The organism is Mesorhizobium sp. P3_A10, from assembly GCF_056403175.1.
Map to the genome: position 1 here is coordinate 596463 of NZ_JBFUFZ010000003.1, position 22857 is coordinate 619319.

The 22857-nt window shown below is 62.8% G+C and carries 27 protein-coding genes and 1 tRNA gene; 6 read left to right on the forward strand and 22 right to left on the reverse strand.

Annotation, left to right across the window (positions count from 1 at the left end):
* The first annotated feature begins 14 nt into the window (after positions 1 to 14).
* Positions 15 to 91, forward strand: a tRNA-Pro gene (locus AC1DXU_RS15920).
* A gap of 598 nt (positions 92 to 689) precedes the next feature.
* Here the strand turns inward: AC1DXU_RS15920 and AC1DXU_RS15925 are convergent.
* The 4 genes from AC1DXU_RS15925 to AC1DXU_RS15940 all read right to left on the reverse strand — a co-directional run bounded on the left by AC1DXU_RS15925 (position 690) and on the right by AC1DXU_RS15940 (position 3423).
* A complete protein-coding gene (locus AC1DXU_RS15925; protein WP_477317309.1) occupies positions 690 to 1187 on the reverse strand; it encodes a hypothetical protein in 498 nt (165 codons plus the stop codon).
* Between the two features lie 536 nt (positions 1188 to 1723).
* Positions 1724 to 1927 carry a hypothetical protein gene (locus AC1DXU_RS15930; RefSeq protein ID WP_477369983.1) on the reverse strand — a complete coding sequence of 68 codons (204 nt, stop codon included), beginning with the start codon at positions 1925 to 1927 and terminating at the stop codon, positions 1724 to 1726.
* A gap of 579 nt (positions 1928 to 2506) precedes the next feature.
* A complete protein-coding gene (locus AC1DXU_RS15935) occupies positions 2507 to 2965 on the reverse strand; it encodes a YbaK/EbsC family protein (RefSeq protein ID WP_477369985.1) in 459 nt (152 codons plus the stop codon).
* 176 nt (positions 2966 to 3141) lie between these two features.
* On the reverse strand, positions 3142 to 3423 hold the full coding sequence (locus AC1DXU_RS15940; protein ID WP_477369988.1) for a helix-turn-helix domain-containing protein: 282 nt from the start codon (positions 3421 to 3423) through the stop codon (positions 3142 to 3144).
* A gap of 287 nt (positions 3424 to 3710) precedes the next feature.
* Here AC1DXU_RS15940 and AC1DXU_RS15945 point away from each other — a divergent pair, with 287 nt between their 5' ends.
* From AC1DXU_RS15945 to AC1DXU_RS15960, 4 genes are all read left to right on the forward strand, one after another.
* A complete protein-coding gene (locus AC1DXU_RS15945) occupies positions 3711 to 4325 on the forward strand; it encodes a hypothetical protein (RefSeq protein ID WP_477369991.1) in 615 nt (204 codons plus the stop codon).
* 144 nt (positions 4326 to 4469) lie between these two features.
* The gene (locus tag AC1DXU_RS15950) at positions 4470 to 4679 is read left to right on the forward strand and encodes a hypothetical protein (RefSeq protein ID WP_477317299.1); all 210 of its coding nucleotides are present in this window, start codon (positions 4470 to 4472) and stop codon (positions 4677 to 4679) included.
* Between the two features lie 193 nt (positions 4680 to 4872).
* On the forward strand, positions 4873 to 5871 hold the full coding sequence (locus AC1DXU_RS15955) for an ATP-grasp fold amidoligase family protein (RefSeq protein ID WP_477369994.1): 999 nt from the start codon (positions 4873 to 4875) through the stop codon (positions 5869 to 5871).
* Positions 5872 to 6041: 170 nt separating this feature from the next.
* On the forward strand, positions 6042 to 6320 hold the full coding sequence (locus AC1DXU_RS15960) for a hypothetical protein (RefSeq protein ID WP_477369997.1): 279 nt from the start codon (positions 6042 to 6044) through the stop codon (positions 6318 to 6320).
* Between the two features lie 75 nt (positions 6321 to 6395).
* On the opposite strand, the gene AC1DXU_RS15965 is transcribed toward AC1DXU_RS15960, so the two are convergent.
* From AC1DXU_RS15965 to AC1DXU_RS15995, 7 genes are all read right to left on the reverse strand, one after another.
* Positions 6396 to 6698 carry a hypothetical protein gene (locus tag AC1DXU_RS15965; protein ID WP_477370000.1) on the reverse strand — a complete coding sequence of 101 codons (303 nt, stop codon included), beginning with the start codon at positions 6696 to 6698 and terminating at the stop codon, positions 6396 to 6398.
* Positions 6699 to 6797: 99 nt separating this feature from the next.
* Positions 6798 to 7337 carry a MerR family transcriptional regulator gene (locus AC1DXU_RS15970; RefSeq protein ID WP_477317291.1) on the reverse strand — a complete coding sequence of 180 codons (540 nt, stop codon included), beginning with the start codon at positions 7335 to 7337 and terminating at the stop codon, positions 6798 to 6800.
* A gap of 132 nt (positions 7338 to 7469) precedes the next feature.
* Positions 7470 to 7793, reverse strand: coding sequence for an integration host factor subunit alpha (locus AC1DXU_RS15975; RefSeq protein WP_477242842.1), 324 nt, complete (start codon positions 7791 to 7793; stop codon positions 7470 to 7472).
* Between the two features lie 102 nt (positions 7794 to 7895).
* Positions 7896 to 8867 carry a beta-ketoacyl-ACP synthase III gene (locus AC1DXU_RS15980; RefSeq protein WP_477370003.1) on the reverse strand — a complete coding sequence of 324 codons (972 nt, stop codon included), beginning with the start codon at positions 8865 to 8867 and terminating at the stop codon, positions 7896 to 7898.
* Between the two features lie 9 nt (positions 8868 to 8876).
* On the reverse strand, positions 8877 to 9947 hold the full coding sequence (plsX, locus tag AC1DXU_RS15985; protein ID WP_477317287.1) for a phosphate acyltransferase PlsX: 1071 nt from the start codon (positions 9945 to 9947) through the stop codon (positions 8877 to 8879).
* Between the two features lie 121 nt (positions 9948 to 10068).
* On the reverse strand, positions 10069 to 10617 hold the full coding sequence (locus AC1DXU_RS15990) for a YceD family protein (RefSeq protein WP_477370005.1): 549 nt from the start codon (positions 10615 to 10617) through the stop codon (positions 10069 to 10071).
* Positions 10614 to 11171 carry a ubiquinol-cytochrome C chaperone family protein gene (locus tag AC1DXU_RS15995; RefSeq protein WP_477370008.1) on the reverse strand — a complete coding sequence of 186 codons (558 nt, stop codon included), beginning with the start codon at positions 11169 to 11171 and terminating at the stop codon, positions 10614 to 10616. The genes AC1DXU_RS15990 and AC1DXU_RS15995 overlap by 4 nt, the downstream gene beginning before the upstream one ends.
* 115 nt (positions 11172 to 11286) lie before the next feature.
* On the opposite strand from AC1DXU_RS15995, the gene AC1DXU_RS16000 reads away from it, so the two are divergent.
* On the forward strand, positions 11287 to 11802 hold the full coding sequence (locus AC1DXU_RS16000; protein ID WP_477370011.1) for an outer membrane protein assembly factor BamE: 516 nt from the start codon (positions 11287 to 11289) through the stop codon (positions 11800 to 11802).
* Between the two features lie 238 nt (positions 11803 to 12040).
* Here the strand turns inward: AC1DXU_RS16000 and AC1DXU_RS16005 are convergent, their stop codons facing one another.
* From AC1DXU_RS16005 to ribD, 11 genes are all read right to left on the reverse strand, one after another.
* Positions 12041 to 14182: a sodium-translocating pyrophosphatase gene (locus tag AC1DXU_RS16005; RefSeq protein WP_477370014.1), complete on the reverse strand. Its 2142-nt coding sequence runs from the start codon at positions 14180 to 14182 to the stop codon at positions 12041 to 12043.
* A 238-nt stretch (positions 14183 to 14420) separates the two neighbouring features.
* Positions 14421 to 15170 (reverse strand): ABC transporter permease, encoded by a 750-nt coding sequence (locus AC1DXU_RS16010; protein ID WP_477370017.1) that lies wholly within the window; start codon positions 15168 to 15170, stop codon positions 14421 to 14423.
* Positions 15167 to 16105 carry an ABC transporter ATP-binding protein gene (locus tag AC1DXU_RS16015; RefSeq protein ID WP_477370021.1) on the reverse strand — a complete coding sequence of 313 codons (939 nt, stop codon included), beginning with the start codon at positions 16103 to 16105 and terminating at the stop codon, positions 15167 to 15169. The genes AC1DXU_RS16010 and AC1DXU_RS16015 overlap by 4 nt, the downstream gene beginning before the upstream one ends.
* Positions 16102 to 17265, reverse strand: coding sequence for an ABC transporter permease (locus AC1DXU_RS16020; protein WP_477370024.1), 1164 nt, complete (start codon positions 17263 to 17265; stop codon positions 16102 to 16104). Before AC1DXU_RS16020 ends, AC1DXU_RS16015 begins: the two co-directional genes overlap by 4 nt.
* A gap of 258 nt (positions 17266 to 17523) precedes the next feature.
* Positions 17524 to 18435 carry a glycine betaine ABC transporter substrate-binding protein OsmF gene (gene osmF / locus AC1DXU_RS16025; RefSeq protein ID WP_477370027.1) on the reverse strand — a complete coding sequence of 304 codons (912 nt, stop codon included), beginning with the start codon at positions 18433 to 18435 and terminating at the stop codon, positions 17524 to 17526.
* A gap of 157 nt (positions 18436 to 18592) precedes the next feature.
* A complete protein-coding gene (locus AC1DXU_RS16030; RefSeq protein ID WP_477370030.1) occupies positions 18593 to 19804 on the reverse strand; it encodes an MFS transporter in 1212 nt (403 codons plus the stop codon).
* Positions 19801 to 20301 carry a transcription antitermination factor NusB gene (gene nusB, locus AC1DXU_RS16035; RefSeq protein WP_477370033.1) on the reverse strand — a complete coding sequence of 167 codons (501 nt, stop codon included), beginning with the start codon at positions 20299 to 20301 and terminating at the stop codon, positions 19801 to 19803. The genes AC1DXU_RS16030 and nusB overlap by 4 nt, the downstream gene beginning before the upstream one ends.
* Positions 20298 to 20792, reverse strand: a complete 495-nt coding sequence (ribH, locus tag AC1DXU_RS16040; RefSeq protein ID WP_477370035.1) for a 6,7-dimethyl-8-ribityllumazine synthase — start codon at positions 20790 to 20792, stop codon at positions 20298 to 20300. Before ribH ends, nusB begins: the two co-directional genes overlap by 4 nt.
* 94 nt (positions 20793 to 20886) lie before the next feature.
* Positions 20887 to 21102 (reverse strand): type II toxin -antitoxin system TacA 1-like antitoxin, encoded by a 216-nt coding sequence (locus AC1DXU_RS16045; RefSeq protein WP_477370038.1) that lies wholly within the window; start codon positions 21100 to 21102, stop codon positions 20887 to 20889.
* On the reverse strand, positions 21102 to 21719 hold the full coding sequence (locus AC1DXU_RS16050; RefSeq protein ID WP_477370041.1) for a riboflavin synthase: 618 nt from the start codon (positions 21717 to 21719) through the stop codon (positions 21102 to 21104). Before AC1DXU_RS16050 ends, AC1DXU_RS16045 begins: the two co-directional genes overlap by 1 nt.
* An 11-nt stretch (positions 21720 to 21730) precedes the next feature.
* The gene (ribD, locus tag AC1DXU_RS16055) at positions 21731 to 22855 is read right to left on the reverse strand and encodes a bifunctional diaminohydroxyphosphoribosylaminopyrimidine deaminase/5-amino-6-(5-phosphoribosylamino)uracil reductase RibD (protein ID WP_477370045.1); all 1125 of its coding nucleotides are present in this window, start codon (positions 22853 to 22855) and stop codon (positions 21731 to 21733) included.
* Positions 22856 to 22857: the final 2 nt, after the last annotated feature.

Below are 22857 nucleotides of genomic sequence, written 5' to 3' on the forward strand. Positions count from 1 at the left end.
CATCGCGACCGGTCCGGAGTGTAGCGCAGCCCGGTAGCGCACTTGACTGGGGGTCAAGGGGTCGTCGGTTCGAATCCGGCCACTCCGACCATTTAGAACAAAGGCTTAGTCATTTCCCCAGAGGTGGCTATGAAAATTTAGCCACCCTGTAGCCAGTACATGAAGAACCCCGCCGAAGCGGGTTTCTATCGTAGGCGGCGTGGTGACGGCGGTTCAGGCCCGTCGCTCGATTTCTGCGCTGACTATTCTCGCGGTTGTGGTGTTGGCACTGCCGGCGAGGCCCTGACTTCCGCGATCACACCATATGCAGCTGCGGCCCGTCTGTTAGCCTATCTTGGCGGCGGACCCCATTTTCCGCCTGGCCGGCGCCCCCCACCTAAGGCACCCCAACAAGCGCCCTCGCGGCGCCGGCCATCTTCGCCAGCGTTCGCTGCGGACCATCGTCCAAAAGGCTGTATTCCCACAACTCCAGCGAGAACGGTACACTTACCACTCGGCGCGCTTCCCTCAAAGCGTCGTCGGTAAAAAGCTCGGCGCCCCTCTGGTTTGTTCAGTGTCAAAAGGAGGGCGCCGGGCGCTTTCCGCGATCCAGAATAGCGATCAGCGCTTCAAGGTTGGGGTGATCTCTTCGATCCGGACCTTGTCGCCGATCTCCTTTGCTGTGGCGAGGGTTGATGGCGGCTCCTTTTTCACCGGCGAGCAGCGGTGAAGCGGTCAGAGTCGGCGATCTGCAACATGTTAAGCGGGTCCGAGTCATACTTGGCGCCGAACCAGTCCTGATACTCAATGCGGATTGGAAACACCGCCTGCGGTTTCCAAAAGCTTTGCCGCGGATCTGTGTGCGTCATCCCAAATGAGCATGACGTCTGGTCGCCGTTTTGGAGGAGCGGAATTTCCGTCGACTGATTGAAGCACGCCAGCCATCGCCTTTTGTCATCCTCATTGGCACCCAGTCCGAGCGCCGCTTTGAGCCCAGCCTGGTCGTGTACGATCAGGCGGATATTTGTCGCGGGAATTGATCCAGAGTTCAGCACCACGAGCTTGTAGGCGATCCCATTGTTCCCTGCGCTGTGAGTTTTGACCGTAGCCGTTACGATCGGGCGAAACTGGCGCCTCCAAAAGTAGACGGACATGCCAAGAGCAACCAGAGATACGGCCAGAGCGGCAAGCGCTATCAAGGTGTCCAAGTTCGTTCTCCTCTCGTATTTGGCCCGCCGCCTACCGGTGGCGAGCCTCTTCACGGCGGAAACACACTTGTTTCTTGAACAATCCTGGTCACCTCTCCTCTGGTCAACCATGGGCTTTGAGCGTTTCCCCGAAGCGGGCCGCAGCCGATGGAGTGCAAGGCCGAATCCGGAATGCAAGATGGCCCAATGAGGTAGATTGGAGGTCCCCGAGGCGATGACCATTATGCGCAGTCGCTAAACTACGGAACGTGCAATGGACATTGCCAGAACCGAACAGGTTCGATCAGACTTTGCACCTAGGAGATCTAAGACCTTGGTCCCTATCAGTTTGAGGTAGGAGGCGCGGGCTGCGAAATGCTTCCGCGATCACTTTTTGCGTTCGAAAGTCGGCTTCCAGTCCCGGATCCTGCGCTCCCCAAGCCTTCCGCCGTCACGACCCTTGAAACCCGCGACGTGCGGGGTTTTGTCGTTGCGATGCAAGGAGCGCGTTGCAAACAAAGGAAATTAAAAGAGTGGAACTGGCTGGCGCCATGTCGCTAGACGCGCGGTCTGGATTTCGGCTCGGGCGAGCTGTCCGAAGGATTTGCAGCCAATTTGGCGGATCGAAGATCGCTTAGCCACAGGGACTTCTTTTTTCTTGCCAGGTGCTCATCGCGATCGCCATCCGGGATCGCTCGGCCGTCCGCCGCTATCAGATAGTCGGCTCTGTTGGTTCGATAGTCGTCGTCCTGGGCAGGCATCGTTGCGATCTCCCAATAGCGGGGATCAAGGTGACACCCGCAGGCACCCTGTTGTTTTCGGAACGAAAGGCGCTCAAACCGCCTGACGGCGACCTGTGAAACAGGTGCGTCGACGCCGCCGCGCTTTTGATTTTCCAGATCGGCACGAGGCGCCAGTGGCTCCTGGCCAGGCTCGAAAACAGATCCCGTTGGCTTCCTCTCCGATCGAAATGCACCGCAAGGCCCTGGTCTGCTGCGAACAGTACCGCGTAGCGCTCGATCTGATCGTCCGATAGCTCGCAATCGCAGACGTTATCCCGCACTGACTGAACTGCCGAAAACGTTGAGATGATGCGTCCGGGAGCAGAGCATTCGATGTACCGCGCGACAGCGTCGATGACATCGTCAGGAACAAGAAAGTTGAATTGGCGCGAACTGGTTTTGGTCGGCGCTACGATCCGCTTTAGCATTTCGCCTTCTGAAAGCCCCGAAAGACGCTAGCTCCGGGAGATATACATCAGCAAGGACTAATGGATGACGCGTGGATGTTATGCACCGGATTCTAACGCGCGGACGAAACATCCATCCAACGCATAGCATTTACTGGCAGACATCGACCCACTCGGCGTCGACGATTTGCGCCATGCGCTGCGGGTTGAGCCGCACGGCGGCGTTGGTTGCACCTGCAGCCGGCACAACCTCGTCGAAGTCGCGCAGCGACACGTCGCAATAGACTGGAAGCGGCGCCGGCAGACCAAACGGGCAGACGCCTCCGACAGGATGGCTTGTGGCCGCGAAGACCTGCTCGGCGTCCAGCATGCGCGCCTTGCCGCCGAAACGGTCCTTGAATTTGCGGTTGTCCAGCCGTGAAATCCCACTGGCGACGACGAGCATCGTTTGATCGCCGACGCGCAAGCAGATCGTCTTGGCGATCTGCGCCGGCTCCACGCCATGCGCCTCAGCCGCCAGAGCCACCGTTGCCGAACTGGCCTGCGTCACCACGACCTCAACATCGGGGGCACGGGCAGCGAGAAAGGCACGGACCGATTCAAGACTCATGTCGCCGTTGTTTCCTTCGAAATATGGCTGGGGCTCACTGGATAGCTTCCCCACCAACCGCCGGCAACCTTCCGCCTTTCAACACCTGAAGCGAGAAATACGCCGCTCGAACACAAAAGAGCCCGCCAGGTCAAACCATGGCGGGCTTGTTTTGCAGACGCTTGCCGTCGCTGCTGTCAGACGGCTCGCCTTTCCAAGGGTTGCGCCAGCACTGCTGGATCGATCAGCGCGCTTTCCGGCAGTCGAAGCGCGGTCGCAATGCGCCGAAGCCTCGACGGATCATGATCCTTGCCGTTCTCGATGTTGGCAATCTCGTGGGTCGACAGGCCACACGTCAGGGACAGCGCTTCAAGGCTGTATCCCCGACTTTCCCGTATGGCTCGCAGCGCGCTGTGGTCGGGCGCAATGTCTGTCGCTACCAGTTCGGAGAGGGCTTCGCGTTTTGCACTTTGGGGCATTGGCAACTCCGTGGGCTGAAAGAGTTTTGGATCAAATCATGGGTGTTGCCTGAGAGGCGGGAGAATGCCTGCTCATTAACTATTTGCCAAGGGGCAATGGAGGCGTCACGGCATCGTGAACCAACATGGGAATGGCCGTTTTGCGCACGGGCCGGTCTTCTGCCGATCAAGTTCTTTTGAAGGGCCGCGCGTCGAATTGTTCGACGGTTTTGAGCCTCTCGTTCGTTGAACTGCTGTGGCTGGCAAGCCAACCATCCTGGCCAGCCCTTCGCAAAAGGACCGAACCCATGAATTTGAAGACATTCGCGATCGTGCTCGGCACGATTTCAAGCCTCGCCGGCACCAGCCTTGTTGCGGCGCAGGCGGCGGACACCATGCGCGTGCGCGGCACGGTGGTCGGTCTTGCCGGATCGACGCTGACGGTGAAGACCCGCGAGGGCAACATGGACGCGATCACGCTGGCACAGGGGTGGAGAATCTCCGGCGTCGCCAAGGCATCCGCCCAGGACATCAAGCAGGGCGATTTCCTCGGCATCGCGTCGGTCTCGAAAGCCGATGGCGGCAGCGGCGCGCTGGAGGTCGTGGTTTTTCCCGCCGCCTTGAAAGGCGCCGGCGAAGGCGACCGCCCGTGGGATCTGCAGCCCAACAGCCGGATGACCAACGGCACCGTCGCCGATGTCACCGACATCGACGGTCGGATGGTGACGCTTACCTATGACAATGGCCAGAAGAAGCAGATCGCCATTCCGCAAACCACGCCGATCGTCACGTTCGCGCCGGCCGCGCCTGGAGACCTTAAGCCCGGTGCGACGGTGTTCCTCACCGCCGAGCGCGGCAGCGACGGCACGCTCACCTCTGCCAGGGTCGTCGTCGGAAACAACGGCATCGTGCCGCCGATGTGAGGTGTCGAACCCCGGAGTCCCGCGGACACGATCCAGAAACAAAATTCTACAGTCGGGAAAAACTGTCGAAAAAATCCAGGAGGATAGTTCCAATTGCGGCGCTCAAGTCCTCAAAAGCGTCCGCGCTGAAAAGGAACCGAAGTCATGAAGAAGTCTCTCCTGTCGGCCCTCGGCCTGGCTTTCGCCCTGGCTGTCTCGCTGCCGGTCATCGGCGCCAGCAGCGCCGATGCGGCACCACTGCACAAGAAGCATCACCACCACCACCATCATCATCACCGCTGGCATCACTGGCATCACAGCCATCATCACCACCATCATCATCATCACAAGAAGGTGGTTGCGAAGAAGATTTAGTATCCGTCTTGTCCAGCAGGAAGGCTGGCTTTGGACCTCCACCCAGGCTGCCTTTCTGCTGGTTTTTTGTGCGCCATGCTCGCCTCGCCAAAGCAGGACTTGATGCGGCCTGGGTGATGTATGCTACGGGGATGATATCGGGTCGATCGGCCCGCTTGCCGGCCTGACAGGGACTTTCCTGAGAGGTATCCCTATGAAGGCCAACATCTCGGCCAGACACCGTCTCGTTCTGGCTGCCACGCGCCTGCTGCTGACGCTTCGCCACCCGGCCCTTGTCGTGCGGTTCGTCTGGAAATTGGGCTATCTGCCCAATCCGGCTGCGCCTGAGACCTATCACGAGCTGTTGCTCTGGCGAAAAACCATCGACCGCAATCCTTTGTTCGTAACACTGACCGACAAGCTCGCGGCCAAAGATCATATCCGCGCCACCTGCCCCGAACTTGCCTTGCCACGGACGCTCTGGTCCGGATGCGATCCCCTGGACATTCCTCTCGACCTGCTGGCCGGCGATGTCGTCGTCAAGACAAACCACGGCTGCGCGATGAACATTTTCGTTGCCGGCGGCGACCCCGATCGCGGCTTCATCGTCGCCAAAGCGAGGCGCTGGCTGAGAAAACGCTATGGCCGCCGTGATGGCGAATGGGCCTATTGGCCGATTGTTCGCACCGTCTTCGTGGAAGAGCGGCTGGCGCTCGCCGGCGCGAGGATCGCAACCGACATCAAGGTGCATGTTTGCGGCGGCGTGGTAACGCATGCCTGGGTCGAGGATAAGGCTGCGGGGCGTTCGCTGCTTTTGGATCGGGACGCCAATCCATTGCCCGGGCGCGATCCGGACTATCCCCGCGAGGATCAGGCGGTGCCCGTCAATGCGCGGCTCCTCGACTATGTCCGTCAGGCGGTATCGATCTCCCCTGCTCTCGCCGGCAACCTCGACTACATCCGCATCGACTTCCTGGTCACCGATCATCGTCTCTACGCCGGCGAGATCGTCGTCTATCCCGGCGCTGGCTATGGCACCACCACCAATCCGGCGTTCGCCGGCGAAATCGAGCGGCTGTGGCGGCTCGATCAATCGCACTATCTGCGCAGGCAGCACACCGGCTTGGCGCGCGTCTATGCCAGCGCGCTGCTCGCCAAATGCATGATCGACCCTGGCCATTTGCAGCCGATACTGGCGGATTGCGAAGCCTGAAGATCGACGTCGGCGAAAACGCTTCGCTGCCTGCGGGCTCGAAAATTTGAAACCGTAGCGTGAACCTTTCCCCTCTGGGCCGCACCAAGTCGGCATGGACGCCAAGAAGGCGATCCCAATCAGAAGGACGCCAGAACGGCGATCCACGATCCAGAGAAGGAAATGCTCAAATGACCAACTATTCGAACTTCAAGCGCCTGTCCCTTGCCGCTGCCATCGCCATTTCGGCGATCGGCTCGGTCTCCATGCCGGGCTCGGCTTTCGCCAATGGCACGCATCCCACCGGCGACGGTGGCGCGGTTTGCAAGGGCGCAGGCCATTGTCTGGTGCTCGAGATCGAGTGCAAGGGCACCTACACCGACGCCACCGACAAGAACGGCACCGTCTATGGTAAGTGCAGCCAGACGGCGCAGGTTTCGCCGCAGGGCAAGATCAAGCTCGCGAAGTAAATCATTCGCCGATCAAGGAAATGGCGGTCGTCCGCGGGACGGCCGCCATTTTCTTATGTCCGGAACAGAACGCCGCTACCTGCGGCTGAAGAGCAGGCTGGCGACAAGCCCGACCACCACCAGGCCTACGGCAGCGGCGGTCGCCGGATGACCGCGCGCCGTCCTTTCGATCGCCCTGCCCTGCTTCCTGATCGCAGGCAAGGCGTCACCGATGCGATCGGCGAGTTGCGCGTAATAGTCCGACGCGGCGTCACGCCCGTCTTCGTAATAGGCGCCGCCCCGCTTGGCCACGACCTTGCGCAGCGCAGCCAGTTCCTTGGAAAGGACAGCGACCTGCTTGTCCAGGTCGATGTCGGTGAGATTCGAAAGCGATGCCATGATGTGTTTCCTTCATTGCAGAAGGACAGGTAACGCATGGCTGCAAAGCCGGTTCCGGCTTTGGAAGAACAGGGCGCCGACGCAGCGATCGACCTGCGGTCAGCGCACCTGATCGAGCAGGCGCTTGCACTCCAGAAGGTCGAACAGCGCCTCCTGCAGCAAGGCGCGATTGTCGCGCGACAGTTTCGACGCATCCGGCTGGACGGGGCCTTCGTCGTCGGTCTTGCCGAGGCCGAAGAAGCGGCGGCTGGGCTTCACCTTGGGCTGGCCGACCAGTTCGTCGTCCATGCCGCGCGGCTGGGCCGCGGGCGTCAGCGGCACCGCGTCGGCCTGCCGGCGCTGCGAGATCGCTTCCACCGCCGCCATGTCGCCATTGCCGATGGCGACCAGGAAATGATTGCCGTTCTCGCGCAGCAGCTTCTGCACGCCCTTGATCGTATAGCCCTGGTCGTAGAGCATATGGCGGATGCCCTTGATCAGTTCGACATCCTGCGGCCGGTAATAGCGGCGGCCGCCGCCGCGCTTCATCGGCTTGATCTGGTTGAAACGCGTTTCCCAGAAGCGCAGCACGTGCTGCGGCAGGTCGAGATCCTCGGCGACCTCACTGATGGTGCGGAAAGCATCGGGGCTCTTGTCCATGGGCGAATCCTCACGCTGGACGGCGATCCGGCTCATTGTGCCGAATCGAGCTTTATTTCAGCGGTTTATGAAACAATATTCAAGCCCGGCGTCAAAGCCGACCACCGTTTTCAACCAGCTTCGACGCGGAGGCTATTTGCTGCCCTTGGCCTTGCTGTTCTGGTGAGAGCGCAAGATGCGACTCTTCAACACGTTCGACGACTTGAAGGTCATCACCCGGCGCGGCAGGATCGGCACTTCCTCGCCGGTCTTCGGATTGCGCCCGATGCGCTCATTCTTGGAGCGGACGTGGAACGTCGCAAAGGACGATAACTTTACCGTCTCGCCGCGAACGATCGCTTCGCAAATCTCATCCAGAACCGCTTCGACAAGCTCAGCCGATTCCGTGCGCGACAAACCGACCTTGCGGTAAACAGCTTCGGCAAGGTCGGCGCGCGTAAGTGTCTTTCCCCCCATGCGACCGTCCCATCAGCTCAAAAACATAAATCGATACAAGCAAAGGCAGAGCCTAAGTAATTGATCCGGCAAGGTCAAGGACCGAACCCGTCAGTTCGGCACTTACCAGCGGACGAGAACCGCGCCCCAGGTGAAGCCCCCGCCCATCGCCTCGAGCAGCACCAGATCGCCCTTCTTGATGCGGCCGTCGGCGACCGCCACTGAGAGAGCCAGCGGCACGGAAGCAGCCGAGGTGTTACCGTGCAAATCGACGGTGACCACCACCTTTCGCTCTTCTATCCCGAGCTTTTTGGCCGAAGCGTCAATAATCCGTTTATTGGCCTGATGCGGCACGAACCAGTCGAGGTCGGCGGCGGTGATGCCGGCTTGGGAGAACGTCGCCTCGATGACGTCGGTGATCATGCCGACGGCGTGCTTGAACACTTCGCGGCCTTCCATCCTGAGATGGCCGACCGTCCCGGTTGTCGATGGTCCGCCATCGACAAAAAGCTTCTCCTTGTGGACGCCGTCGGAACGCAGGCTCATCGCCAGCACGCCACGGTCGGCAATGCTGCCCTCCCCCTCGCCGGCTTCCAGGACGATCGCGCCGGCGCCGTCGCCGAACAGAACGCAGGTCGAGCGATCGCTCCAGTCGAGGATGCGCGAGAAGGTTTCCGCGCCGATCACCAGAACCCGCTTGGCCTGGCCGCCGCGGATATAGAGGTCGGCGGTGGTCACCGCGTAGACGAATCCCGAGCAAACCGCCTGCATGTCGAAGGCAAAGCCATGATGCATGCCGAGCCGGTTCTGGATCTCGACGGCGGTCGCCGGAAAGGTGTTGTTGGGCGTCGACGTCGCCAGCACGATCAGGTCGATATCGGCCGGCGTCAGGCCGGCGCTGTCGAGGGCGGCGCGCGCCGCCGCCTCGCCCAGCGAAGCCGTCGTCTCGTCATCGGCCGCGATATGGCGCTGGCGGATGCCGGTGCGCTGGGCAATCCACTCGTCGGAGGTCTCGACCATGCCTTCGAAATCGGCATTCTTCATGATGCGGCGGGGTAGCGCGGCACCGGTGCCGCGCACGACTGATCTGATCAAAGCTCGTTCCTATTCCTTCGCGTCGACAACGACGTCGGATTTCCTGTTTGCCTGGGCATGCGGATTGCGCGCATGGAACAGATCGAGATCGGCCTCGATGCGGTCAAGCAGATTGTTGCGCACCATGTCGTAGCCAAGCTCGATCGCCGCCGCGAAGCCATTCGAATCGGCGCCGCCATGGCTTTTCACCACGATGCCGTTCAGCCCGAGGAACACGCCGCCATTGGAGCGGCCGGGATCCAGCTTTTCGCGCAAGCGGTCGAAAGCGCCCTTGGCGAAGACATAGCCGATCCTGGCCATCAGCGTCCGGCTCATCGCCGCGCGCAAATAGCCGGCGACCTGCCTCACCGTGCCTTCCGCAGTCTTGAGCGCGATATTGCCGGCAAATCCCTCGGTGACGACCACGTCGACCGTACCCTTGCCGATGTCGTCGCCCTCGACGAAACCGTGATAGTTCATCGAGGCCAGATTGGCCTCGCGCAGCATGCGCCCGGCTTCCTTGACCTCTTCCTGGCCCTTGATCTCCTCGACGCCGACATTGAGCAGGCCAACCTTCGGCCGGTCGATGCCGAAAACCGAACGCGCCATACCGGTGCCGAGAATGGCGAAATCGATGAGCTGGTGGGCATCGGCGCCGATGGTGGCGCCGACGTCCAGCACCACGCTCTCGCCGCGCATCGTCGGCCAGATTGCCGCGATCGCCGGACGATCGATGGTCGCCATGGTGCGCAGGCAGAATTTCGACATCGCCATCAGCGCGCCGGTGTTGCCAGCGGAGATGCAGGCCTGCGCCGTGCCGGATTTGACCGCCTCGACTGCTTTCCACATCGACGATTTCCAGCGGCCGTGGCGCAGCGCCTGGCTCGGCTTGTCGTCCATCCTGACGGATATCTCGCAATGGACGAACTCGCTGACATCAGCCAGCTTGGGAAATTTGGCGAGTTCGGGGCGGACCACGTCCTCGCGTCCGTAGATGATGAAGCGGATGTCAGGACGCCTTGTAGCGACCGTCATGAGCGCCGGGATGACCACGGCTGGTCCGTGATCGCCGCCCATGGCATCGATGGAAATCCTGATCACGCGGTGCTTATCTCACTTGCTTGGGGCCGGCGGCCTCGCGAAATACGGGGTCGCGAAGGTTCGGCGAAAATAGCGGTTTTGGGCTGCCGCACAACCGACTTTTCTAATATTGGATCGGCTTTTAGGATTTTCCCAACAAGGATCGCAGCTTTTTCTGGAAATCGCTCTCTTCCGGTTCCGTATCGCCAACGGAGTCCAGCGACACACCTTGCTTGCGCGGATACGGGTCGATGGCCAGTCCGAAGAACTGCTCGGCGAGCGCCCCGACATCGATCGTGTCGCCGGAAAATGTCTCCGGGCTGTCCGGACCTTCGGCATCGAGCAGGATTTCGCCGCCGCCGTCAAAACCCTGCCGGCCAAGCTTGGACTGCTCCGGTAGCAACAGCGCATCGACCGGCTCGTCGATATGTGCTGCGACCGGTTCGAGGGTAACGATGCAGGCCTGCGTGATGTCGGCCACGACATGGCCGCTGACCTTGACGCCGTTGCGCTTCCATGGCGCCACCAGCAGTTCGGCGCGGTAGCGTTCGACCGAAAGCAGATCGTGCTCTTCGGCCAGAGCGATACGCTGCGCGGCATCGGCGTCGATCACCACCATCAGGCCCTTGTGCGGCAGGCGGGCGACATTTGCCTTGAAAGACACAGGGCTTGGGAGATCCGCAGGATTCATTGGGTTCCTCCTTCAGTCTGGCCTGGGACTGGAAACACCACCTTGCCGGAAACGATCGATTCGGTCGGCTGTGCCGCCAGGCGCCGGTCGACATCAACAACATAGCCGGCCAGCAGCGCTGCTTGCGGCCAGGCGCCGGCGTCGGGCCTGACATTGCGGGCAAGCGCGGCGGCCAGCGCGTCGCGGTCGTCGCGCTCCAGCGCGCCGTCATAGGCGGCGGTGCGGCCAAAGAACATTTTCGCCAGTTTCTTCATGCGCTTCGGCACGCCGACGTCGCCAATGCCGAGTTCGCGCAGCGAATGCTCGACATCCAGGAAAAATTCGTCGATCAGCACCTGCGCAACCTCCGTGGCCACACCGCTCTCACCGCGTAGCCGGTGTTGAAACAGGAACATATGCAGCGACAGCATCTCGAAACGGCCGAGCGGCGTGTCCGGCACATTCCAGTCGGAATAAAACAAAGTCTGCCGCGCCGCTGCCACGATTTGTGCGTAAAGCGCCTCGGTGATAGCGCGGTTGGCGTGACGTTCGCGGCCAAAAAGGCGCTGGAACATTGAGGGTTGGTCTCCTGGGGACCGTATGTTGAATGGGCCTTGTTGCATCGGCAAGCAAGCTGGTTTACCGGTTTTGCGGCCCAGCGCAAGTTGCGGCCGGCTTATGGAGTTGTAGTTGCGCGCGCTGAAATTCAAGTCGACTTTTTTGCCCAGGCCTGCTGGCATGATCTCGCTGCTGGTGATCGCTTCGGCGCTCTCCGCCTGCAACTCGTCCAAGATGATCGGCGATCTCAATCCGAGTGAGACGCTGACGCAGGGTTACGTCATCGATCAGCAGGCGGTCGACTCGGTTCCGGTCGGTTCCAGCCGCGAACAAGTGCTTCTGGCGCTTGGCACGCCGTCGACGACGGCGACCTTCGACAATGAGGCCTTTTATTACATTTCGCAGACGCGCAAGCGTTACGTCGCCTTCGACAAGCCGCATCTGGTCGATCAGAAAGTGCTGGCGGTCTATTTCGGCCCTGACAGCCGTGTCACCCAGATCGCCAATTACGGCCTGAAGGACGGCAAGGTATTCGACTTCATCTCGCGCACCACGCCGACCGGCGGCAAGGACCAGAACTTCCTCAGCCAGATCATCAACGGCGCCAGCAAGCTGGCGCCCGGCCTGCCCGGCGGCGGCACGCCCTGATCATCCGATTCTGCCTTCCCCCAAGGGAAAGCAGCACCATCTCAGGCGACCAAAAACCCGTGGGAGCAATCCCACGGGTTTTTGTTTTGGGACGGCAAGCTATGGTCGCGGGTTCCGAGCCCTAGACGGCTTCCATGCGACCCTGGGGCTCGTTGCGGACATCAACGTCCCGACATCCGCAAAGAAAAACCCGCGGGATCGCTCCCGCGGGTTTTGTCTTTCAGCGTTGGGCGCTGGATCAGCCGTGCGCGAGCACGGCCAGCAGCAGAAGTGCTACGATGTTGGTGATCTTGATCGCCGGGTTGACCGCCGGACCGGCGGTGTCCTTGTAGGGATCGCCGACCGTATCGCCGGTCACCGAGGCCTTGTGCGCCTCGGAGCCCTTCAGGTGCTTGACGCCGTCCTTGTCGACAAAACCGTCCTCGAAGGACTTCTTGGCGTTGTCCCAGGCGCCGCCGCCCGAAGTCATCGAGATGGCGACGAACAGGCCGTTGACGATGACGCCGAGCAACGAAGCGCCGAGGGCGGCAAAGGCGGACGCCTTCGAACCCGAGATCAACAGCACGCCGAAATAGACGACGAGCGGCGCCAGCACCGGCAGCAGCGACGGGATGATCATTTCGCGGATTGCCGCCTTGGTCAGCAGGTCGACGGCGCGCGCATAGTTCGGCTTGGAGGTGCCGGCCATGATGCCCGGATCCTCTCGGAACTGCTTGCGCACCTCCTCGACGATGGCTCCCGCCGCGCGGCCGACGGCCGTCATGGCGATGCCGCCGAACAGATACGGGATCAGGCCGCCAAAGATCAGGCCGGCGACGACGTAAGGGTTGGAGAGGTCGAAGGAGACATCGCCCATGCCCTGGAAGTAGGGATATTTGTCGCCATTGGCGGCAAAGAACTTGAGGTCGTTCGAATAGGCGGCAAACAGCACCAGCGCGCCGAGACCGGCCGAACCGATGGCATAGCCCTTGGTCACCGCCTTGGTGGTGTTGCCGACCGCGTCGAGCGCGTCGGTGGAGTGGCGCACTTCCTTGGGCAGGCCGGCCATTTCAGCAATGCCGCCGGCATTGTCGGTGACCGGGCCGAAGGCGTCGAGGGCGACGATCATGCCGGCGAGGCCGAGCATGGTGGTGACCGCGATCGCCGTGCCGAACAGGCCGGCGAGCTGGTAGGTCGAGATGATGCCGCCGACGATGACGATGGCCGGAAGCGCCGTCGATTCCAGCGAGACCGCGAGGCCCTGGATGACGTTGGTGCCGTGGCCGGTCACCGAAGCCTGGGCGATGGAGTTGACCGGGCGTTTGTTGGTGCCGGTGTAGTATTCGGTGATCACCACGATCAAACCGGTCACCACCAAGCCGATCAGGCCGCAGATGAACAGGTTCTTGCCGATAATGACCATGCCGGCGACGGTGCCGACCTCGCCCCAGCCGACGGTTGCCGAGGTGGCGACACCGAGGCCGACGATCGACAGCAGGCCGGTGACGATCAGGCCTTTGTAGAGGGCGCCCATGATCGAGCCGTTGGAACCGAGCTTGACGAAGAAGGTGCCAACGATCGAAGTCAGGATGCAGGCGCCGCAGATGGCGAGCGGATAGAGCATCGCCGCGCCCAGAGCCGCGGTGCCGCCGAAGAAGATGGCAGCCAGAACCATGGTGGCAACGACGGTCACCGCATAGGTCTCGAACAGGTCGGCGGCCATGCCGGCGCAGTCGCCGACATTGTCACCGACATTGTCGGCGATGGTGGCCGGATTGCGCGGATCGTCTTCCGGAATGCCGGCTTCAACCTTGCCGACGAGATCGCCGCCGACATCGGCGCCCTTGGTGAAGATGCCGCCGCCGAGACGGGCGAAGATCGAGATCAGCGAGGCGCCGAAGCCGAGCGAGACCAGCGCGTCGATGACGATGCGGTCGTTGGGCTCGAGGCCCATGAAGTGGGTCAGGATGAGGTAGTAGATCGAAACGCCGAGCAGGGCGAGGCCGGCCACCAGCATGCCGGTGATGGCGCCCGATTTGAAGGCGATATCCAGGCCGGCGGCGAGGCTGTTCGACGCCGCCTGCGCGGTGCGCACATTGGCGCGCACCGAGACGTGCATGCCGATGAAGCCGGCGGCGCCCGACAGCACCGCGCCGATCAGGAAGCCGATCGCAGCGGTAATCGAAAGCAGCCACCAGGCGAGAACGAGCACGACCACGCCAACCATGGCGATGGTGGTGTACTGGCGCGCCAGATAGGCCTGCGCGCCTTCGCGGATGGCCGCGGAGATTTCCTGCATGCGTGCATTGCCCTGATCGGCCGCGAGGACCGAACGCGTCGCCCAGATGGCGTAAAGGATCGAAAGCAGGCCGCAGGCGATGACAGCGGAAATTATGGTCATTGCCGAATTTTCCTCGATTGGTGGCCCAAAAGAACCCCTCCCTGGGCCGTTGAGACGGGGAGCGGTCCGCCACGCGGAATCCGTCCCTTCGCAGCGGTGTATGCGAAACAGGGCTCGGAACGTCAAGATATTGTTCGGTTTTTGCCCGGCTTTCACCGAAAAGGCGTATGAGCCAGCGCGCCTGTGGGCGCCGCCGTCTTATTAGATCGATTGAAATTGGCTCCGGCGCCGTACGGAACTACTCCGCCTCACGCCCCATCCGGCGCGCTGTGTAACGCTCGATCGCCGACAGCCCGTCATAAATAAGCACCGCTAGCGCCGCGACGATCAGGCCACCCTGCAGCACGAAGGCAAGATTATTCGACAACAGGCCGGCGATGATCACCTCGCCCAAAGTCTTCGCCGCCACGGTCGAGCCGATCGTGGCGGTGGCCAGGCTGATCACCACCGACAGCCTGATCCCGCCCAAAATGATCGGCGCGCTGAGCGGCAGTTCGACCTTGACCAGCCGCTGCCAGCCGGTCATGCCGGCGCCGCGCGCCGCCTCGACCACATTCCCGGGCAATGTCGTCAGGCCAGTCAGCGCGTTTTCGAAGATCGGCAGCAGGCCATAGAGGAACAGCGCGATCAAGGTCGGCTTCTCGCCGAAACCGACGGCCGGCACTGCCAGCGCCAGCACCGCCACCGGCGGAAAAGTCTGGCCGATATTGACCAGGCTGCGCGACAGCGGCAGGAACTCGACGCCGGCCGGCCTGGTGACCAGGATGGCGAGCGCCACCGCGACTATGGTGGCGGCCACGGTGGCGATCAGCACGGTCCTCAGATGCAGCAGCGTCAGCGACAGCAGGCTGCCCTGATTGTAGATCGCCGGCGCGTTGTTTTCGGTCAACGGCTTCAGCAGCGGCTCGAACCAGCCGGGATTGGTGACGAAGGCGACGAGCAGCACCACCAAAGCAAGCCTCAGCAGTGACGGAAGCCAGGCTTTCATGCCGGCCTCGCCGCGCGCTTGACCAGCCCGTCCACCGTGACGCGGCCAAGCGGCTTGCCGTCGGCGCCTTTGACCGGCAGCGCCGGACGGCCCGACCACAGGAGTTCTGCCAGCGCATCACGCTGGCTGGCATCACCGGGAATAGCTTCGCCCTCGGCGGTGCCCTTTTCCACCGCATCGCGCACGCGGCCGAGCGACAAAAGCCGGAACGGTTTTTCGCTGGCGCCGACCAGGGTTTCGACAAAGGCGCTAGCCGGCCGCGCCAGGATCTCTTCCGGTTTGGCATATTGCACCAGCTTGCCGGCATCCATGACGGCGATCTTGTCGCCCATATGCACGGCCTCTTCCATGTCATGGGTGACGAGAATGATGGTGGTACCGAAGCGTTTCTGGATCGCCAGCAAATCCTCCTGCGCTTTGGTGCGGATGATCGGGTCAAGAGCGCCGAAGGGTTCGTCCATCAATAGCACGTTGGGTTCGGCGGCCAGAGCGCGGGCGACGCCGACGCGCTGCTGCTGGCCGCCCGACAGTTCGTGCGGATAGCGTGGCCCGAAGGCTTCGGGATCGAGCTGGTAGAGCGTCATCAGCTCATCGACGCGAGCCTTGATGCGGTCCGCGTCCCAGCCGAGCAGCACCGGCACCGTGGCGATGTTCTGCGCCACTGTATGGTGCGGAAAGAGGCCGTGGCCCTGGATGGCATAGCCGATGCTGCGGCGCAGCTGATAGCCTGGCAGCGAACGGTTGTCGGCGCCATCGAGCTTGATCATGCCCGCGGTCGGCTCGACCAGCCGGTTGATCATGCGCAGCAGCGTCGTCTTGCCGGAGCCGGAGGTGCCGACAATGACGCAGACCGTGCGCGGTTCGATAACCATCGACACGTCGTCGACCACCGTCGTCGCATCGTAGCGCTTGGTAATGCCTTCGATCTCGATCATGCCGTTTCAACCCTGCGTTTGGTCGTCGTCATTTCGATCACCGCGTCGAGGATGATGGCGGCGGCAAAGGCCAGCGCCACCGTCGGCACGACGCCGAGCAGCACCAGGTCCATCGCCGTCTGGCCGACGCCCTGGAACACAAACACGCCGAAACCGCCGCCGCCGATCAGCGCCGCAATGGTGGCAAGGCCGATGTTCTGCACCAGCACGATGCGGATGCCGGTGAGGATCACCGGGAAAGCCAGCGGAAACTCGACACCGAACAGGCGTTGGCGGTCGGTCATGCCCATGCCGCGGGCGGCGTCGTTGGCCGCGCGGGGTACACCAGCAAGCCCGACCACCGTGTTGGCCACCACCGGCAGCAGCGAGTAGAGAAACAGCGCGACGAAGGCGGGCGCAGTACCGATACCGCGAATGCCGAGAGCGGCGGCTCCGGGCACGTGCGTGGCGACCCAGCCGAGCGGCGCGATCAAGAGGCCAAACAGCGCGATCGAGGGAATCGTCTGGATGATGTTCAGCACATTGAGAACGCCGGCGCGCAACCGTTCGACGCGGTGACAGAGGATGCCCAGCGGCAGGCCAACGATCACCGCAGCCGCCAGCGAACCCAGCGCCAGCGTCACATGCTTGGAGCCTTCGGCCCAGAAACTGTCGGCGCGATTGGCATACTCCTTGAGGATCGAGAGACTGTCCCAGCTTCCCGATACCAGAAGCAGGCCGATGGCCAAAGCCGCGACGACGAGCACACCGACCCGTCCCCAAGGCGACAGGCTCAGCCGTGTCAGCACATCGGCGAGCAAGAGAGTGAAGGCGAAAATCAGCAACCAGAAGCCCGAGGCCGGCGAGATGCGGGCGAAGGTGTTGCCGGCCGGCGTCAGGAATGTGCCGGCGGCGCCGATCAAAAACGTCAGAGCGGCGAGTGCCACCATGCTGGCGACAAGACGCAGGACGAGCGGCGTTTTCAACAGCGCGATGAGCGCAGCGACGACGACGAGCGCCAGCAGCAGCGATCCGGTCGTTGCCGGCAGCGCTTCGAGGATGGAGCGCGCCTGGCCCGGAACGATGCGGTTGGCGCGAAAGGTAGCGAACGGGGCGACGAACGCCGCATAGGCAACGATCGCGGCGATGACCACGCCGAGCTTGTCGAAGCGAAGAGTCATGCGGTACGCCCATGCAGAGCGGCGTGCTCTGAGCGGGATGCAATTGCAGTACTGAGAATTCTGCGCGAGGCGCCCCCCTCTGGCCTGCCGGCCATCTCCCGCTCAAGGGGGGAGATCGGATGTCGCGGGCGCTTTCGCCAATCGCCAAAGCTGGAGAAGGAAGCTGGACGCAGAAACCGCCAATCTCCCCCCTTGAGGGGGAGATGTCCGGCAGGACAGAGGGGGGTGCTTCGCACCAACGTCACTTTTTGAAGCTGACTACTTCAAAAACCCGTTCTTCTTCAAAAAGTCCTCGGCGACACCCTTGACCGGCTCGCCGCCGACCTGCACGCGGCCATTGAGTTCCTGCAGCGTGACGAGGTCGAGCTTGGCGAAGACCGGCTTCAGCAGCGTCTCGATTTCCGGATGCTCCTTCAGCACCGCCTCGCGGATGATCGGCGCCGGCTGGTAGACCGGCTGCACGCCCTTGTCGTCGTCGAGCACGACCAGACCGGACGGCGCGATGCCGCCGTCTGTGCCGTAGACCATGGCGGCGTTGGCGCCATTGGTCTGGTTTGCCGCCGCGCCAATGGTCGCCGCCGTGTCGCCGCCCGACAGCGTGATCAGCTGTTCCGGCTTCAGCGCGAAGCCATAGGTGGTCTGGAACGCCGGCAAGGCTGCCGCTGAATTGACGAACTCGGCCGAGGCCGCCAGCACGACCGTGCCGCCGCCCGCGACGTATTTGCCGAAATCGGACAGCGTCGCCAGCTTGTTGCCGTCTGCAACCTCCTTGCGCAGCGCGATCGCCCAGGTGTTGTTGGCCGGCGACGGCGACAGCCAGACAATCTTGTTGGCGTCATAGTCGAGCTTCTTCGCGGCGTCATAGGCTTTCGCGGCATCCTTCCAGACCGGATCGTCGGCCTTTTCGAAGAAGAAGGCGGCATTGCCGGTGTATTCCGGATAGATGTCGATCTCGCCAGCGGTGATCGCCTTGCGCACCACCGGCGTGCCACCGAGCTGGATGCGGTCTGTGGTCTTTATGTTGTTGGCGTTCAGCACCAGCTGGATGATGTTGCCGAGCACGCCGCCCTCGGTGTCGATCTTCGAGGATACAACCACCTGGGCGCTGGCGGAGGCGGCGGTGATGCCGAGCGCAAGGGCTGCGCCGGCGAGAGCCTTGATTGAAAACATTATGAAAATCCCTTGCTGTGAACCGAAATCCGGTGGCCGCATATGAGCATGGCTTCAACGCCCAGTCGGGGCACACGGTTTCATAAGATCAGCGATCAGCGCAATAATTTTGTTCGGAAGTGGCGTATCCGGCTTGGCCAGTCCCGACAGCGTGATGTCAGCTGGGTTGGCGCAAGCCAGTGATCTTCAGTGTTCCCAGCGCGACGAAACACAGCGCCGTCACCGGGAAGATGATCCAGTTCAGCATCTCCCAGCCCCAGGCATTGTAGATCATGCCCGACATCAGCGACGCGAAGGCGACGGAGCCGAACAGGACGAAGTCGTGAAAGCCCTGGACCTTGCTCTTTTCGGAAGGGTGGTAGCTGTCGGCAACCATGGCGGTTGCGCCGATGAAAGCGAAATTCCAGCCGAGGCCGAGCAGGATCAGCGCCGTCCAGAACTGCCACAGATGCAGGCCCGACAAAGCCACCGCAGCGCAGCCGATCAAAAGCATCAGGCCGCTGGCAACGATCCGTTCGGCGCCGAAGCGATGGATCAGCGAGCCAGTGAAGAAACTTGGCGCGAACATCGCCATGACATGCCAGGAAATGCCGAGCGTGGCGTCGTCCGTCGACAGGCCGCAGCCGACCATGGCCAGCGGCGCGCCGGTCATGACGAAGCTCATCAGCGCGTAGCTGCCGACGGCGCAGAACAGCGCCGCGACGAAGCGCGGCCGGGTGACGATCTCGGACAGCGGCCGCGCGTCGCTGTCGGCGATCTTCGTCTTGCCGGCAGCCTTGGCAGGAATGCGCAGGAACGACAGGATGATGGCGCCGACCGCGGCCAGCGGCAGAATGGCGGCGAACGAGCCGGCAAACATCACCGGCGCAAACAATTCGCGGGTGAAGATGACGATCTGCGGCCCGAGGATGGCGGTGATGATGCCGCCGGCCAGGACGAAGGAGATGGCGCGCGCCTTGAATTCGGGCGGCGCATTGTCGGCGGCCGCAAAGCGGAATTGCTGGACGAAGGCGCCGCCGACGCCGATCACGGCCAGACTGAACGCGAACAGCCAGAAGCTGGCCTGAAACAGCGCCAGCGTGGCGATCAGGCCGCCGAGCGCGGTGATGATGGTGCCGGTCATAAAGCCGCCGCGCTGGCCAAGCTGGCGGATGATGGCTGCTGCCGGCAGCGCACCGACCGCCACGCCGACATTGAAGCCGGTGATCGGCGCGGTCGCCAGCGACTTGTCGGCGGCAAGCAGATATTGGCCGGCCAAGCCGCCCATCGAAATGGCGATCGGCGCAGCCGAACCGATGATCGCCTGCGATGTGGCGAGAATGATCGCCGTGCGGCGCGCTTCCCTTGCGACCCCGGCGGCGACAGTCATACCGCGTCCTTGCCGCGCCCCTCGCCGCGCACCCGGCGCGACACGCGATCGAGCACGGCATTGACCAGCTTCGGCTCGTCGTCTTCGTAAAACGCCTTGGCGATATCGACATATTCCGAAACGATGACGGCCACCGGCACATCCTCGCGCTTCATCAGTTCGTAGACCCCGGCGCGCAAGATGGCGCGCAGCGTCGAGTCGAGCCTGGACAGCGGCCAGTCCTCGGTCAGCGCCTGGCGGATGATCGGATCGATGCTTTTCTGGTTCTCGACGACGCCGGCGAGGATGGCGCGAAACCACTGCGCGTCGGCCTCGCGGTAGAGCGCGCCGTCGACTTCCTTGCCGAGCCGGAAGGCCTCGTACTCGGCTGTGATTTCGATCACACCGCTGCCGGCAACGTCCATCTGATAGAGCGCCTGAACGGCGGCAAGACGGGCGGCGCCACGCTTGTTGGCGTGGCGGACCGCGGGCTGGCCGGGCGCAGCGGGCTCGCTCACGATCCGGCTCCCAGCTGCTGTTTGAGCGCAATCATGGTGAGCGCGGCGCGTGCGGCAAAGCCGCCCTTGTCGCCTTCCGAACGCTTCGCCCGCGTCCAGGCCTGTTCGTCGTTCTCGGTGGTCAGGATGCCGTTGCCTATGCAGACCGAGTCTTGCACGGAGATATCCATCAGCGCCCGGCTGGATTCATTGGCAACGATGTCGAAATGATAGGTATCGCCGCGGATGATGGCGCCGAGTGCGACAAAGCCATCATAGTTCGTGCCGCCTTCGGCCATGCCGTCGAGCGCGAAGGAAATCACGGCGGGGATTTCGAGCGAACCGGGAACAGTGACGACGTCATAGGTCGCGCCCGCGTCCTTGAGCGCGCTTGTCGCGCCGTCGAGCAGCGCGTCGGCGAGATCGTCGTGAAAACGCGCCTCGATGATCAGAAGATGCGCCTTCCGTTTTGGACGGATGAACGCTTTGCCGTGTTGGGATGTGCCAGCCATAGATGTCTCCGGGGGTAGCCGGTGACTTAGGCCGAAGCCGGTTTGATCGCAAGCGGAAGATTGCTGGAGGTGCCGGAGACCTGCCGAACTCAGCTCATTCGCCGGTGGCTTGACGATACCGTTGCACGGTATCGCGCAGACGATCGTTCACCGGGCTCGGTGCGGTCAAGGCCTCAACGAAGACGCGAGCGTCGCTGGCCGACAAATCGATATGCTGGCGCTCCTCAATAGTCGAGCCGATGTCCCCATCAGCCACTGGCTCGTGAGTCAGCTTGCCTTTCCAACCAGAATCTACCCTGTCCTTGGCCATCAAAGCCCCTCTTTCGCCGCCTCGACCAGCCGCGCCGCGTAGCGGGCCATGGTGTCGATCTCGAGGTTGACGCGGTCGCCGACGTTGCGCTCGCCCCAGGTGGTCACGGTCAGCGAGTGGTGGATCAACAGCACGTCGAAGCGCGTGCCTTCGACCTTGTTTACGGTGAGCGAGGTGCCGTCGAGCGCGACGGAACCTTTTGGCGCGATGAACTTTGCCAGCTCACGCGGCGCGTCCAAGGTGAAACGCACGGCGTCGCCCTCCTCCTTGCGCGCCGCGATCTCGGCCATGCCGTCAACATGCCCCGATACGATGTGGCCGCCGAGCTCGTCGCCAATCTTCAGCGCCCGCTCCAGATTGATCCTTGTGCCGGATTTCCAGCCCATCGCCGTCGTCAGCCGGAGCGCCTCTTCCCAGGCCTCGACCTCGAACCAGCGCGCATTGGCGCCCCTTTCAGGCAGTGCCGTCACCGTCAGGCAGACGCCGCCACAGGAAATCGAGGCGCCGATAGCGATGGTGTCCGGGTCGTAAGCGGTGTCGATGCGCAAGCCGACCCCTTCCCGCAGCGGCCTCACGGCAGCGACGGTGCCGACATCGGTGACAATTCCGGTAAACATCGATGCTGATCCTAGAAGTTTCGTATCCACTCGGCATAGCTGTCTTCGCCGAACTGCATGTCGCGCAATTTGCGAAATCCTGCCGGGATATGGTTGGCGTCGATTGGCGATGCAATGCCGCCCTTGCCGATCGCTTCCGGCCCCTGGAACAGGATGATGCGGTCGACCAGCCCGTCGGCGAGGAAAGCCTTGGCAACCTTGGCACCGCCCTCAACCAGGACACTGGCCATACCGAGTGCGGCCAGATCCTCGAGCAGTTCCGGCAGCGCGACGCCGCCCTCATGCGTTTCGGTGCCGATGAAGCGCACGCCGGAGCGTTCGAGTGTTGCCCGCCGCTGCGGATCGGCCTCCAGGCACGCGGCGACATAGAGCGGAACCCGGTCGATGCCGGAGACCAGCTTCGACGTTTCCGGCAACCGGATCTGGCGGTCGAGCACGATGCGCGCCGGCGAGCGGTTCTCCAGTCCCGGCAACCGCACGGTCAGCGCCGGATCGTCCTCCAGAGCCGTGCCGATGCCGACCAATATGCCGTCGGCCTCCGCTCGCATCAGATAGACTTCGCGCCGGGCGATATCGCCGGTGATCGACACCTGCCCCTCGCCTGCCACGCCAATCTTGCCGTCGCTGGAAAGCGCAAGCTTCAGAATCACTTCTGGCCGTTTCTTGAGTGATCGAATCAGGTAGCCGGCCATCTGCTCGGCGGCTTCCACCGCCAGCACCTTTTCAACCACCTCGACGCCGGCGGCGCGCAGGATGGCATAACCCTGGCCGGAGACGCGCGGATCGGGGTCGCTCGCCGCCCCGACCACCCGCGCCACGCCGGCATTGACCAGCGCGTTGGCGCAAGGCGGCGTGCGGCCGTGATGGGCGCAAGGTTCCAGCGTGACATAGGCGGTGGCGCCACGCGCCAGTTCACCGGCCTCGGCCAGCGCCTCGGTCTCGGCGTGCGGCCGGCCGCCGACAGCGGTGACGCCGGTGCCGACGATCATCGGCCCGGCGCCATCGTCGCGTACGACCAGAGTGCCGACGGACGGGTTGGTCGAGGTCCGCCCGGCATTTTTGCGCGACAGCCGGAGTGCTGCCGCCATGAAGCGGCGATCAAGAACCTCTTGCGCGGCTTTGTCAGGCCTTGCCATGC

Excerpts from the sequence above, each read along its gene's own strand:
- AC1DXU_RS15930 (WP_477369983.1), bottom strand. The coding sequence starts at position 1,927 with ATGCCTGCCCAGGACGACGACTATCGAACCAACAGAGCCGACTATCTG.
- AC1DXU_RS15935 (WP_477369985.1), bottom strand. The coding sequence starts at position 2,965 with ATGAGTCTTGAATCGGTCCGTGCCTTTCTCGCTGCCCGTGCCCCCGAT.
- AC1DXU_RS15940 (WP_477369988.1), bottom strand. The coding sequence starts at position 3,423 with ATGCCCCAAAGTGCAAAACGCGAAGCCCTCTCCGAACTGGTAGCGACA.
- AC1DXU_RS15945 (WP_477369991.1), top strand. The coding sequence starts at position 3,711 with ATGAATTTGAAGACATTCGCGATCGTGCTCGGCACGATTTCAAGCCTC.
- AC1DXU_RS15950 (WP_477317299.1), top strand. The coding sequence starts at position 4,470 with ATGAAGAAGTCTCTCCTGTCGGCCCTCGGCCTGGCTTTCGCCCTGGCT.
- AC1DXU_RS15955 (WP_477369994.1), top strand. The coding sequence starts at position 4,873 with ATGAAGGCCAACATCTCGGCCAGACACCGTCTCGTTCTGGCTGCCACG.
- AC1DXU_RS15960 (WP_477369997.1), top strand. The coding sequence starts at position 6,042 with ATGACCAACTATTCGAACTTCAAGCGCCTGTCCCTTGCCGCTGCCATC.
- AC1DXU_RS15965 (WP_477370000.1), bottom strand. The coding sequence starts at position 6,698 with ATGGCATCGCTTTCGAATCTCACCGACATCGACCTGGACAAGCAGGTC.
- AC1DXU_RS15970 (WP_477317291.1), bottom strand. The coding sequence starts at position 7,337 with ATGGACAAGAGCCCCGATGCTTTCCGCACCATCAGTGAGGTCGCCGAG.
- AC1DXU_RS15975 (WP_477242842.1), bottom strand. The coding sequence starts at position 7,793 with ATGGGGGGAAAGACACTTACGCGCGCCGACCTTGCCGAAGCTGTTTAC.
- AC1DXU_RS15990 (WP_477370005.1), bottom strand. The coding sequence starts at position 10,617 with ATGAATCCTGCGGATCTCCCAAGCCCTGTGTCTTTCAAGGCAAATGTC.
- AC1DXU_RS15995 (WP_477370008.1), bottom strand. The coding sequence starts at position 11,171 with ATGTTCCAGCGCCTTTTTGGCCGCGAACGTCACGCCAACCGCGCTATC.
- AC1DXU_RS16005 (WP_477370014.1), bottom strand. The coding sequence starts at position 14,182 with ATGACCATAATTTCCGCTGTCATCGCCTGCGGCCTGCTTTCGATCCTT.
- AC1DXU_RS16010 (WP_477370017.1), bottom strand. The coding sequence starts at position 15,170 with ATGAAAGCCTGGCTTCCGTCACTGCTGAGGCTTGCTTTGGTGGTGCTG.
- AC1DXU_RS16015 (WP_477370021.1), bottom strand. The coding sequence starts at position 16,105 with ATGATCGAGATCGAAGGCATTACCAAGCGCTACGATGCGACGACGGTG.
- AC1DXU_RS16020 (WP_477370024.1), bottom strand. The coding sequence starts at position 17,265 with ATGACTCTTCGCTTCGACAAGCTCGGCGTGGTCATCGCCGCGATCGTT.
- osmF (WP_477370027.1), bottom strand. The coding sequence starts at position 18,435 with ATGTTTTCAATCAAGGCTCTCGCCGGCGCAGCCCTTGCGCTCGGCATC.
- AC1DXU_RS16030 (WP_477370030.1), bottom strand. The coding sequence starts at position 19,804 with ATGACTGTCGCCGCCGGGGTCGCAAGGGAAGCGCGCCGCACGGCGATC.
- ribH (WP_477370035.1), bottom strand. The coding sequence starts at position 20,792 with ATGGCTGGCACATCCCAACACGGCAAAGCGTTCATCCGTCCAAAACGG.
- AC1DXU_RS16045 (WP_477370038.1), bottom strand. The coding sequence starts at position 21,102 with ATGGCCAAGGACAGGGTAGATTCTGGTTGGAAAGGCAAGCTGACTCAC.
- AC1DXU_RS16050 (WP_477370041.1), bottom strand. The coding sequence starts at position 21,719 with ATGTTTACCGGAATTGTCACCGATGTCGGCACCGTCGCTGCCGTGAGG.
- ribD (WP_477370045.1), bottom strand. The coding sequence starts at position 22,855 with ATGGCAAGGCCTGACAAAGCCGCGCAAGAGGTTCTTGATCGCCGCTTC.